This is a genomic window from Leifsonia sp. McL0607 (genome assembly GCF_049993355.1).
Taxonomy (GTDB): Bacteria; Actinomycetota; Actinomycetes; order Actinomycetales; family Microbacteriaceae; genus Leifsonia.
Window position 1 is genome coordinate 1720258 of record NZ_CP188253.1, and the last position, 11990, is coordinate 1732247.

At 69.1% G+C, this 11990-nt stretch carries 11 protein-coding genes and 1 pseudogene; 8 read left to right on the forward strand and 4 right to left on the reverse strand.

What is annotated here, in order from left to right; all coding sequences use genetic code 11:
* Nucleotides 1–5 precede the first annotated feature (5 nt).
* Nucleotides 6–668, forward strand: a complete 663-nt coding sequence (locus tag ACPPVW_RS08320) for an MOSC domain-containing protein (RefSeq protein WP_426626024.1) — start codon at nt 6–8, stop codon at nt 666–668.
* 6 nt (nt 669–674) lie between these two features.
* Here the strand turns inward: ACPPVW_RS08320 and ACPPVW_RS08325 are convergent, their stop codons facing one another.
* Entirely contained in the window at nt 675–1580 is a 906-nt protein-coding gene (locus ACPPVW_RS08325; protein WP_426626025.1) for a hypothetical protein, read from the reverse strand.
* Nucleotides 1581–1655: 75 nt separating this feature from the next.
* Here ACPPVW_RS08325 and panD point away from each other — a divergent pair, with 75 nt between their 5' ends.
* Nucleotides 1656–2090 (forward strand): aspartate 1-decarboxylase, encoded by a 435-nt coding sequence (gene panD / locus ACPPVW_RS08330; protein ID WP_426626026.1) that lies wholly within the window; start codon nt 1656–1658, stop codon nt 2088–2090.
* Nucleotides 2091–2168: 78 nt separating this feature from the next.
* Here the strand turns inward: panD and ACPPVW_RS08335 are convergent, their stop codons facing one another.
* Nucleotides 2169–3455, reverse strand: a complete 1287-nt coding sequence (locus tag ACPPVW_RS08335; RefSeq protein ID WP_426626027.1) for a saccharopine dehydrogenase family protein — start codon at nt 3453–3455, stop codon at nt 2169–2171.
* Nucleotides 3456–3568: 113 nt separating this feature from the next.
* On the opposite strand from ACPPVW_RS08335, the gene ACPPVW_RS08340 reads away from it, so the two are divergent.
* From ACPPVW_RS08340 to ACPPVW_RS08365, 6 genes and pseudogenes are all read left to right on the forward strand, one after another.
* On the forward strand, nt 3569–4459 hold the full coding sequence (locus tag ACPPVW_RS08340) for a LysR family transcriptional regulator (RefSeq protein ID WP_426626028.1): 891 nt from the start codon (nt 3569–3571) through the stop codon (nt 4457–4459).
* Between the two features lie 350 nt (nt 4460–4809).
* Nucleotides 4810–5181, forward strand: a pseudogene (locus ACPPVW_RS08345) (ATP-dependent chaperone ClpB); the annotation flags it as partial.
* Between the two features lie 526 nt (nt 5182–5707).
* Nucleotides 5708–7237, forward strand: a complete 1530-nt coding sequence (locus ACPPVW_RS08350) for a glycosyltransferase family 2 protein (protein WP_426626029.1) — start codon at nt 5708–5710, stop codon at nt 7235–7237.
* Nucleotides 7230–8714: a glycosyl hydrolase gene (locus ACPPVW_RS08355; RefSeq protein ID WP_426626030.1), complete on the forward strand. Its 1485-nt coding sequence runs from the start codon at nt 7230–7232 to the stop codon at nt 8712–8714. Before ACPPVW_RS08350 ends, ACPPVW_RS08355 begins: the two co-directional genes overlap by 8 nt.
* A 29-nt stretch (nt 8715–8743) precedes the next feature.
* Entirely contained in the window at nt 8744–10141 is a 1398-nt protein-coding gene (locus ACPPVW_RS08360) for a UDP-glucose dehydrogenase family protein (RefSeq protein ID WP_426626031.1), read from the forward strand.
* Nucleotides 10142–10287: 146 nt separating this feature from the next.
* The gene (locus ACPPVW_RS08365) at nt 10288–10914 is read left to right on the forward strand and encodes an MBL fold metallo-hydrolase (RefSeq protein ID WP_426626032.1); all 627 of its coding nucleotides are present in this window, start codon (nt 10288–10290) and stop codon (nt 10912–10914) included.
* Nucleotides 10915–11045: 131 nt separating this feature from the next.
* Here the strand turns inward: ACPPVW_RS08365 and ACPPVW_RS08370 are convergent, their stop codons facing one another.
* Together ACPPVW_RS08370 and ACPPVW_RS08375 are read right to left on the reverse strand one after the other, a co-directional pair.
* A complete protein-coding gene (locus tag ACPPVW_RS08370; protein ID WP_426626033.1) occupies nt 11046–11312 on the reverse strand; it encodes a glutaredoxin family protein in 267 nt (88 codons plus the stop codon).
* A gap of 9 nt (nt 11313–11321) precedes the next feature.
* Entirely contained in the window at nt 11322–11909 is a 588-nt protein-coding gene (locus ACPPVW_RS08375; protein ID WP_426626270.1) for a nucleoside/nucleotide kinase family protein, read from the reverse strand.
* Between the last annotated feature and the right edge of the window lie 81 nt (nt 11910–11990).

The following is an 11990-nucleotide window of genomic DNA, read 5'->3' on the forward strand; positions in this document are numbered from 1 at the left end:
GACGTATGGCTCCAGGCGACAGCACCGCGCGCATCCTCGCTGTCTGTCGAGTGGCGCAGCTGCGCCCGGACGACGGCAACGTCGGCGTGACCGCCATCGACAAGCAGCCGGTGGAGCCGCGGCTGAAGGTGCGGACGCTCGGCCTCTACGGCGACGTGCAGGCCGACCGCAAGAACCACGGCGGCGTCGGCAAGGCGCTGTACGCGTACGCGGATGAAGCCGCGCACTACTGGCAGGAGCAGCTCGGACGGCCGATCCCGCCCGGGCTGTTCGGCGAGAACCTGCGGACCGTCGGCCTCGACGTCGACGGCGCCGAGATCGGCGAGCGGTGGCGCATCGGCGACACGCTCGTCGTGGAGGTCACCTGCCCACGAACACCCTGCGCGGTCTTCCATCGCAGGATGGGCGAGCCGCAGTGGGTCCGGCGCTTCACGGAGGCCGGACGCGTCGGCGCCTACCTCGCGGTCGTGCACACCGGCACGGTCGGCGCGGGTGACGAGGTGGAGGTCGTGCACCGACCCGGTCATGGCGTCACCGTCGCGTCGTGGTTCTCGGGGGCCGACGCCGAGCAGGCGGTCCTGCTGCTCGGCGCGGAGGAGGACGGCCGGCTCGAGCTCTACCGCGAGATGACCGAGTCGATCGCGAAGGTGCGCGGCCGGCGCGCCTGACCCTTTCTAGACCGCGCCTCCCTCGTCCTCTCCATCGTCGAGCCCGAGCTCGCGCCTCCAGTGGGCGAGGAACTCGGCGCCGGCGGTGTCGTGGATGGCGTCGTCGATCGTGATGACTTCGTAAGGGCGATCGAGCAGGCCGTCGGCCGGGCGCACGTCGACGTGGGCGACTTCCCGGCCGGTGCTGTGCACGAAGTCGGCCATCTTGTAGTCGCTGCGCGAGTCGCCGACCGAGCGCCAACGGTGCGGGAGCGGCCCGCGCTCGGCGAAGTAGTCGAACGCGCGCTGCGCACCCCGGTCTTTGTCGAGGAGCACCGACTCGATGTCGGTGGAGATGATCGTCGGGTCGATGCGGTAGGGCGCCGCACCGTCGGCGTCGGGCGCGACCCGGTCGCCGTAGCGCAGACCGAGCCCGAGCCCGGCCAGGAGATCGAAGGCGGCGTCCTGGAAGGGCGCCTGGGCCTCCGTGTACGTCTCGGAGTCGACGTCGGTACGCTGTTCGACCGAGATCATGGCGAGCTTGGTCTCGTCGAAGAACATGGTGTCGGCGAAGCGGTCCCTGACCAGGCGGCGGATGCCGTCGACGGCGGCCTCGGGCAGAGCGACCGACGCGTCGACGGCAACCTCCCCCATCCCGTCGCCCGTGATCGGCGCCCAGGCGGCGCCCTTCTCGAACACGCCGAACATCCGCGCGCCGTGCGAGTCGAGCGCGTCGCCGAGGCCCGCGTCGCACAGCGGGGTGACGACCTGGTTGCGGATGAAGTCGCCGGAGCGGCCGGTGATGAAGGCGATCGGCACGCCGGCCGCGGTCATCGCGACCAGGTCGGTGACGATGCTGCGGATGGCGATGGTCCGCGTGACCGGGCTGGCGATCGGGCCGTCGACGTCGAAGAGGAGTCCGAGGTTGTGCACCCTCCATTCTCCGCGACGGGCCGAGACCCTCCGAACCCGCGGGACAATGGAAGCCAGACCACGAAAGGACCGGCCGTGCTCCGCACCATGTTCAAGTCCAAGATCCACCGTGCGACGGTCACCCACGCCGACCTCCACTATGTCGGCTCGTTGACCGTCGACCTCGACCTGATGGAGGCCGCCGACCTGCTGCCCGGCGAGCAGGTCGCAGTCGTCGACGTCACCAACGGCTCCCGGTTCGAGACATATCTGATCGCGGGGGAGCGCGGCAGCGGCGTCATCGGGGTGAACGGCGCAGCGGCGCACCTGGCCGAGGTGGGCGACACCGTCATCGTCATCTCCTACGCGCAGCTCGACGATACGGAGGCGCGCACCTTCGTGCCGGCGATCGTCCACGTCGACGGCGGCAACCGCATCGTCGCGATCGGCGCCGACCCGGCGGAGGCGCTCGCCGAGGGTGTGAGCACACCGCCGTTCGCCGTGGTGGCGCCGACCGGCGGAGCCGCGTAGCAGCCGCAACGAGAAGGCACGAATTCGAGGATCTACACGCTCAAGACCGGATTTTGCGCCTTTTCGCCGGTGAGGTCCTCAGGGTTCGCGCAGCCCCCAGCGCTGGCCGTAGCCGCCCTGCGCCTCCGGCCGCTCCATGAGCTCCAGAAACGGGCGGGCGGGGAAAGCCTCCGGACCGCGAACCCCGGAGCCCGACCACGTTCCGCTCGCCAGCAGCTCCAATGCGATGACCGGGTTGAGCGCGGTCTGCCACACCACGCACTGGGCGTCGTACTCGCGCATGGTCCACTTGTTGTCGCTGACGTGGTACAGGTACACGCTGCGGGGGAGGCCGTCCTTTCCCGTGCCGGTCACCCAGACGCCGGCGCAGGTCTTGCCGGTCATGCGGGAACCGATTGTCGCCGGGTCGGGAAGGGCCGCGGCGACCACGTCGCGCGGTGCGACCTCCACCGGTCCGGATGAGGACCGCACCCGCAGTGGCACGGTCGAGTCGAGACCGAGCAGGTGGAGGGTGCGCAGCACTCCGATGAACTCCTCACCGAGCCCGTACTTGAAGGTGACGCGCTTGGCGTCGAGCCAGCGCGGCATGAGGAGGACCTCCTCGTGCTCGACGTTGACGCACTCGACCGGGCCGATTCCCTCGGGGAAATCGAACACCTCCGGCTCGCTGAACGGCGCCGTCGTGTACCAGCCGCCGTCCTCCTCGCCGACCCGTGACTTGTCGAAGATCACCGGAGGGTTGAGGCACTCCTCGATGGTCGTCCAGATGCTGAAGGAGGGCGCGAAGATCTCGTTGCCATCGTCGTCGCGCACCACGAGGTCGGCGCCGTCGCGGGTGCCGAGCTCGTCGATCTCCGAGAACAGTTCGTCGGCGGCGTAGCGCGCGAAGACGTCGGAGAGGCCGGGCTCGACGCCCATGCCGACCAGGGCGAGCCGGCCGGCGGCCTCCCATCGCTGGTTCTCGGCGAACTGGGCGTCGCCGAGTTTGACGCCGGGCCGGCTGTACGGGTCGGTTTCATGCGGGTGCGACAGGCTCATGGCCATGTCGAGGTAGTCGGCTCCGGCGGAAAGCGCTCCGGCGAAGATCGACTCCACGAATTTGGGCTCGACCGCGTTCATGACGTGGGTCGCGCGATGCTCGCGTGCGACGGCGGCGACCGAGCTCGGGTCAGATGCGTCGATGCGGGTCGCCGTGAACCGGGAGGCCACGCGCTCGCCGTGACGGTCGCGGATCCACTCGACGGCGGCGTCCGCCCGGTCCTGGTCGTAGTCGCTGACGACGAACGCCTCGTAGAAGGAGCGGCGGGCGGCGATCTTGGCGATAGCGTTTCCGACGCCACCGGCGCCGATCAGCAGGATGCGCATGGTGCTCATTGTGCTCGGTCCGCGGGTGGTGCGGCAGGTGTGCGCGTGCGGCTCTCGGTCGCCTATCCTCCGCTGTCGATGATACCGGCCGGATTGACCAGTATCCTTGCTGAATGGAACTCCGTCAGCTCGAGCACTTCGTCACCGTGGCCGAAGAACGGCACTTCACTCGAGCGGCCGAGCTGCTCCAGATCTCGCAGTCCGGGCTGTCCGCCTCCATCCGCTCGCTCGAGCAGGAGCTCGGCACCTCTCTCTTCATCCGCAGTACGCGCCGGGTCGAGCTGACGACGGCCGGCCAGGCGCTGCTCGCCGACTCGGTGCGCACGCTCGCGAGCGCAGCCGCCGCGCGCAACGCCGTGGCCGCCGTGCGCGGGCTGCTGCGCGGCCGGCTCACCATCGGCGCGGAGCCCTGCCTCGGATCAGTGGATCTGCCGTCGGAGCTGGCCGCGTTCCGCACGGCGAACCCGGGCGTGGAGGTGCGGCTGCGGTACTCCGGCTCGGAGGAGCTAGTGGAGGCGGTCGCCGGTGGGCGCGCCGATGTCGCGGTTGTCGTCGACACCGGCCACGCACCCAACGGCGTGCGGCTGCGCGCGCTGAGCACCCAAAAGCTGCTGGTGCTGTGCCATCCGGACCACCGTTTCGCCGCCGAGGTCAGCATCCCGATCGAGGCACTGCGCGGCGAGCCGCTCGTCGGCTTCCAGGAGGGCTGGGGCGCGCAGGCGCTCGCCCGTCGCGCGTTCGCGGCGGCCGGCTTCGACTACCGCGCGGCGATGGAGGTCAACGACGTGCACCCGCTGCTCGACCTAGTCGGTTACAACCTCGGCGTCGCCATCGTGCCGGCGAGCTTCGCCCGCAAGCGCCCGGACCAGCTGCGCGCCGTCGCCCTCAGCGGTGAGGTGCAGGCGTGGACGGTCGCCGTTGCCGTCTCCGAGGAGCCGAGCCCGGCCGCCGCGGCCTTCCTCCGTCAGCTCGCGCGCGTTGAGGCGCCGGCACAGCCCGCCTGACGCGCGTGGCTGGCCGCCGAAGGGCACGTCAACGACCCTAAAATCCCGTTTTAGGGACGTCAACGTGCCCCTCGGCGGCTGTGGCGTCTCGCGCACATCGTCGTGCTGGGGCTTCCTGGCGCTCGGCGCGTCCAGCAGCGAGAGCCAGAACAGCAGCGTCAGCAAGCCGAAGATCACCAGTGCCAGCACGAGGTCGGTCCACTCGAACGGTATGAGCGTGCCGTCGATCGAGAGCACCAGCACGGTCTCGACGATGCCGAAGACCAGGAAGAAAAGGCCGGGGAGGGTGCGGGTCAGCCGGATGCGCCCACGGCGGTGCACCTCCACCCATCGCGGCTCCACCATGAGCGTCAGTGCTGCAGATGGTGCGGCAGGCGTTCAAGCCGGAGTTCGTCAACCGCCTCGACGACATCGTCGTGTTCTCGACGCTCGACCAGGAGGAGCTTGGCGAGATCGTCGAGCTGAACATCGACCGCTTGATGCGGCGACTGGAGGAGCGCCGGCTGGAGCTGGCGGTCACTCCGGACGCCCGGCGCTGGTTGGCCGAGCGCGGCTACGACCCGATCTACGGCGCGCGCCCGTTGCGTCGCCTGATGCAGCGCGAGATCGAGGACCGTCTGGCGACCGAGCTCCTCGCCGGCGAGATCCGCGACGGCGACCAGGTCCGGGTCGACCTCGCCCCCGCCGGCGACCGCCTCACCGTCGCCCCCATCCGCGATTAGCGGCCGAGACGTGAGCAGGTGCGGGAATCCGAGCGCGATTTCCCGCGCCTGCTCACTCTTCGACGGCCCCTTCGAACACGACCGGCTCACCGTCGGGCGTCCCAACGTGCACGGATCCGGCCGGCTTGACGGTCACCGACTCGGTGCCGGGCCGTCGCGAAGCTGGAAGACCGCCTCCGCCTGTGAACGCCGTGTGAGTCCGTGTGAAACTTCGTAACCTATTCAGGGGGCTTTTCGCTCCCGTTCGGGGTGCAGAACCCCGCCGGGGTGCGGGCCGCAACCCCTGGAAATCCGAATGTCGATTCTGGTCCTGACCTGCACTTTGATCACATTGGCACTGAGCGGTGTGCCGCGTCGGCGCGTCTGCGGACATGTCCCCCGAAGCAGACCCGCGACCTGCATCACGTAGGTTCCACTCCCGCTTGCGGTGCATGGATCACCCCCGTAGAAATGTGACCACCCGAATTTTCTGGATCCGCCGTCGTGGATCTCACCTCCTATTTCATCTTTGCGAGAGGTCTGACTCGTGTTCATCTTTCTGTTGCAGCTCCGGCAGATCCTCGGAGGCCATCCGGAGTTCTATCTGTTCGCGGTCTACTCCGCACTGATCTGGGTGATCTGGATCGCGAAGGTCCTGATGTCCCGTCGCTACCGTGCGTACACGGGGGAGTTCCACGGCACGACGAGTGTTGTCGTCCCGGTGGTGGATGAGCCGTTGGACCTGTTCCGAGACGTGCTGGGCCGGATGGTCGAGCAGCGGCCGGAGGAGATCATCGTGGTCATCAACGGCGCCCCCAACCCCGAGCTGGCGGAGGTGTGCGAGGAGTTCGCACCGCTGGTGCGCTGGGTGCACACGCCGATCCCTGGCAAGCGCAACGCGGTGATGATCGGGACGCGGATGTCCACCGGTGAGATCACCGTGCTCGTCGACTCGGACACTGTGTGGACGCAGGACACGCTCAGTGAACTCGTCAAACCGTTCGCCGACCAGCGCGTCGGCGGCGTCACGACCAAGCAGCGCATCCTGGAGCCGGAGCGCTCCTGGATCACGCGGTGGGCGGACTGGCTGGAGAACTCCCGCGCCCTTTACTCCATGCCGGCGCAAAGTATAGTCGGCCAGATCGGCTGCCTCCCCGGCCGCACGATCGCATTCCGCCGCTCGATCCTGATGCGGGTCATGGAGAAGTTCATGACCGAGAAGTTCCTCGGCGTCTTCCTGGAGGTCTCCGACGACCGCACGCTGACGAACCTCACCCTCAAGGAGGGTTACCGGACCGTGTACCAGCACACCAGCCTGGTCTACACGGATGCCCCGCTGAAGGTGAAGAAGCTGTTCAAGCAGCAGTTGCGCTGGGCGCGCGGCAGCCAGTACAACACCCTGCGCATGCTGCCGTGGATGCTCGGCCACGCTCCGATCTTGTCGTTCTTCTTCGTGATGGACATCCTGCTGCCGTTCATCCTCGCCGGCGTCGTGGGCGGCTGGGTGTACCGGTCGATCACGGGAGAGGGCTACAACTTCTACGAAGGGTTCCTGAAGTCCTACGGCATCCAGGGCGGCATCGTCACGGTCGTGGCCCTCATGGTCGCCTCGTCGGTAATCAGCATGTCGATCCGCCAGATCCGGCATTTGTCCGAGAAGCCGAGCGACTTCTTCCGGCTCCCGGTGTTCATCATCGTCTCGACGTTCTTCCTCATGCCGATCCGCCTCATCGGGTTCTTCCGCATGGCGCACGCCAGCGGCTGGGGCACCCGTGCCGGGGCGTACGCGGGAGGCCAGGGCGAGATCAGCAGCGACGACGAGATCGCAGCACTGAGAACGACTGACGGGCCGCATGCCGAGCTGCCCGATGCGGTCGGCGGTGTCAGCTCATCGACAGCGCTTGCCACGACCATCCGCCCGACGACGGCGATCGTCACCCGATCGCAGGCGAAAGTCGCGAAGACGGCGACGAAGAAGACCACCAAGCACGCGAGACGCACACTCAACCCCCTCGCCACCATCCCGTACCTGATCGGAATCGCGATCTTGACCCTGGAGGCCCTGTTCCTTGTCTAGCCCGACCTCTACTCTCAGCAGCCGAGCGCACTCCTGGTGGGCTCAGTCGAAGTCGCGATCGCAGGCCACCGCTGCCGCCTTCATTGCCCTCGCGACGGTCCTCGTCAGCATCTCCGCCTACGTCTGGGTCTCGCCCACCAGCGCCCCGCTTCGCAAGGCGGTCGCCGATGCCGCCGAAACCGTCACGCCGTTCGCCGCGCAGAACGCCGAGCTCAAGCGCAACCTGGAGCGCGCGACGCGGACCATCGCCTCCCAGAAGGGGAAGATGACGGCGATGCAGGCGCAGTCCCTCGCTGCCCAGGCCGGCACGGCCAAGCAGCTCGCGGCCGCCCAGCAGAAGACGCTGGCCGCTCAGAACGAGCTCGCGAGCGTCAAGGCGCAGCTCGCGGCGGCCCAGTCCAAGACGGGTCATTCGTCCGCGCGCACGACGGCGTCCGGCAAGCCCGCGTCGAGCTCGTCGAGCTCGTCGGGCAATGCGGCTGCCCCCATCACCGCGCCCGCCCGCGCCGACCTTCTGAGCCCGTCCACGCGCTACTACGGCATGTACACCGAGCAGGCGCCGTTCAACTGGGCGACCTTCGACGCCACCAGCGCGAAGGTCGGCGTCTCTCCCAACTTGGTCGGCTACTTCAGTGGCTGGGATGAGAGCTTCCGCGCCAACGCCGTCACCCGATCCTGGCAACAGGGACGCCTGCCGCTGCTCACCTGGGAGTCGCGCCCGATCGGCGACGCCAACAACGTCGTCGACTCGCCGGACTACTCGCTTCCGAAGATCATCGGCGGGAGCTTCGACTCCTACCTGCACCAGTACGCGAAGGACATCGTAGCCACCGGTCTCCCACTCGCCATTCGTCTCGATCACGAGATGAACGGCAACTGGTATCCGTGGTCCGAGAGCAACGGCAACGGCGGCACGGTCAACGGCAACGGTGCGGGCGACTACGTGAAGATGTGGCGCCACGTCCACGACATCTTCCAGCAGGAGGGCGCAAACGACCTGGTGATCTGGGACTGGTCTCCGAACATCGTCAACAAGCTGTCGCCGTCGCTGCGGTCGGCTGGCTACCTGCAGTCGCTGTACCCGGGCGACGAGTACGTCGACTGGGTGGGGCTCTCCGGCTACCTGCGGCCGCCGTATTCGGCGAACCAGGAGTTCACGTTCGACAACACCTTCACGCCCAGCCTGGACATGCTCCGCGGCATCACGAAGAAGCCCATTCTGCTCTCCGAGGTCGGCGCCTCCGAGATCGGGGGCCACAAGGCCGCCTGGGTCACTTCGTTCTTCCAAGCGCTGGGCCAACCGCAGAACTCGGACGTGATCGGTTTCAGTTGGTTCAACCTCGCCATCACCAGCTATGTGCAGGGAGAGCGCGCCACCAACGACTGGCGCGTCGACTCCCGCCCCGACTCGCTCTCGGCATTCATCGCCGGCCTCACCCGGCCGGAGGACGACTTCGCCCTCACGCCGGCCCCATGACTCCCGACCATCCAGAAAGGACGATCGCCGTGACCGCTCCGAAGAAGATCAAGGATCACCCCGCCCCGCGCATCAGCGTGATCGGCACCGGTTACCTCGGCGCCACGCACGCAGCGGCGATGGCCGAGCTCGGCTTCGACGTTGTCGGCGTCGACACCGACTCGCACAAAGTCGCCGAGCTGACCGAGGGCCGTGCGCCCTTCTTCGAGCCGGGCCTGCCCGAACTCATCCGCAGCAACGTCGCCGCCGGGCGCCTGCGCTTCACGACCGATATCGCGGAGGCCGTCGCCGTCTCCGACCTGCACTTCATCTGCGTGGGCACTCCACAGCAGTCCGGCTCGTTCGCCGCGAACCTGAGCTACGTGGAGACCGCTGCCCGCGGAGTCGCCGCCCACCTCACGCACGACGCGCTGATCGTCGGCAAATCGACCGTCCCGGTCGGCACCGGTGCGCGGCTGCGGGCGATCGTTGCGGAAGCCGCCCCGGCGGGGGTGGACGTCGAGCTCGTCTGGAACCCTGAGTTCCTGCGCGAGGGCAAAGCCGTCGACGACACCCTGCGTCCCGATCGGCTCGTCTTCGGCGGCACGTCCGAGCGGTCGGAGGCCGCCCTCCGCCGCGTCTATGCCAGGCCGATCGCCGACGGGACGCCCGTGCTGGTCGCCGACCTGCCCACCGCCGAGCTGGTGAAGGTGAGCGCGAACGCGTTCCTCGCCACGAAGATCTCGTTCATCAATGCGATCGCCGAGGTGTGCGACGCCGCCGGCGCGGACGTCTCGCTGCTGGCGGACGCGCTCGGCCACGACGCGCGCATCGGGCGGCAGTTCCTCAATGCCGGCCTCGGGTTCGGCGGCGGCTGCCTCCCGAAGGACATCCGGGCTCTCATGCACCGCTCGAACGAGCTCGGTGCGCACGCCGCTGTCGGCCTCCTGCAACAGGTGGACGAGATCAACATGGGTCGCAGGCAGCGCGTCATCGACCTGGCCCTTACGACGCTCGGCGGGTCCGTGCTCAACCGCCGCATCGGCGTGCTCGGCGCCGCCTTCAAACCGCACACCGACGACGTGCGCGACTCGCCGGCGCTCAACGTGGCTGCCGCGCTGCACCTGCGCGGCGCCCAGGTGGTCGTCTACGACCCGCAGGCGCGCGGTACGGCGCAGCGGCTCTTCCCGACCCTCGACTACGCGGACTCGATGGAGGACGCCGTCGACGGCGCCGACCTGACGGTCGTGCTCACCGAGTGGGACGAGTTCACGGGCGCGGATCCGTCGCGCCTGGGCGCGCTGGCGAGTGGCAGCACCGTCGTCGACGCGCGCAACTGCCTCGACGCTGCGGCGTGGAACGCCGCCGGCTGGACGGTCCTCGGCATGGGCCGCGTGCCGGAGGCAGCCGCGCTGATCCCCGACGCCCTCCCGGTCGCCATCCACTGACCACCCCACACCCACCCACCCGCGAGGGGCACGTCGTTGTCCCTTTCGTCCGTTTTAGGGACGTCTACGTGCCCTTCGGCAGGTACAAGACGTTGTTTTCGGATCGGCATGGATCAGGAGTCTGCGCAAGGACTAGCATCCGACTCATGCGCGAAGTGATTCCGGGAGTGCACCGGCTGACCTCGGCCCGCGGCGGCAACGCCTACCTGATCGAGGAGGGCGACCAGGCGGTCCTCGTCGACACGGGGCTGCGCTCGAGCGCGTCCGCGGTGGTGGCGGAGCTGGCCGCCGCGCGCCTCCGGAAGCTCACCGACGTCGTCCTCACGCACTACGACCCCGACCACGTCGGTGCTGCGGCCGCCGTGCAGCGCGCGACCGGCGCCCGGGTCTGGCTCGGTGCTGCGGACATCCGCATCCTGCGCGGCGAAGAGGATGCGCCCACGCGGTTGCGCCGGGCGATGTTCCGGTCGAGATGGCTGGGTCGCGCAGAGCTGCCGGAGCTGACTGCGCTGCCGGACGACGCCGAGCTGGAGGTCGCGCCGACCGTGGTCGCCGTGCCGGCCCCTGGTCACACCCCCGGCCATCACCTCGTGCGGTGGCGCGGGGTAGCGTTCATCGGCGACTCGGCACGCGTCTCGAAGGGCCGACTCGGGCACCTGCCTGGGCTCCTCATCAGCGACCGCGCCGACGCCGACGCGACGATCGCCGCCATCGCGGTCTCCCGCCCCCGCCTCGTCTGCCCCGGCCACGGGTCTCCGGCGCGCCTGACGTAGCGCGATCGTCGTGCGCCCGCAGTTCGCACCGGACGCGACTGGGGTCGCTGGACGGCGCGGCGACAAGCGCGGCGCTGGACGACCAGTCCGCGTTCATCGCGAGCCGGTCGCCGCTTGCGCGACGTGCTGACTCAGACCGCCAGCGCGGCCTCGAGCTCGGGGTCGGTCGGCTCGACGAGGTGACGGCCGTCGGGGAACACGATCACCGGGATGTTGGTGCGGCCGCTGATCGCCCGGGCGCGGTCGGCCTCCTCAGGGTGCGCGACGAGGTCGATGTACTCGTAGTCGGCGCCGAGGCGGTCGAGGAGGGCCTTGGAGCGGATGCAGTCGCGGCACCAGTCTGCGCCGAACATGGTGACGGTGCCAGAGGAGGAGGTGGAGGAGGCGGTGGGGGTCATCTCTCCAGCCTAAGCAGCCGCGACTGGGAGTCCGCCGTCCACGAGCAGTGTCGCGGCCGTGGCTGTCGGCTCGATGAGGAGGGCGTTCGCGCCGTCCACCTCCACCGCCCACGCCCGCGCGGCCTCCGGGGTGCGGCCGTGCCGGACGTGTCGCTCGACGAGCCGTCGTAGCCGCTCCTCCTCAGGTGTCGCGACGAACCAGCTCTCGGCCAGAAGCCCCGGGATGCGCACCCAGGGCTCGACGGGCGCGAGGAGGTAGTTGCCCTCGACCACGACGAGTCGCACCTCGGGGTCGATCGCGATGCCACCGGCGATGGGCTCACCGATCGCGCGGTCGAACGCCGGAGCGTACACGGGGTGATCGCGTTCGGCGAGCACGCGTTCGAGCAGAGCGAGGAAGCCCCAGCCGTCGAAGGTGTCGATCGCGCCTTTGCGGTCGCTGCGACCGAGTGCCGCCAGGGTCGCGTCTGCGAGGTGGAAGCCGTCCATCGGGAGGTACGCCGCGACAGCCGTGCCCGCCCGGTCGTTCGCGGCCTCCACGACGGCGCGGGCCAGCGTGGTCTTGCCGGAGCCCGGACTGCCGGCGATGCCGACGATCGCCCGTCCCGATGCGGAGGTGAGGCCAGTGCGCGCTGGGCGAGTGCTGCGGGGTCGGTGCGCCGTCGGTCGGAGTCCATG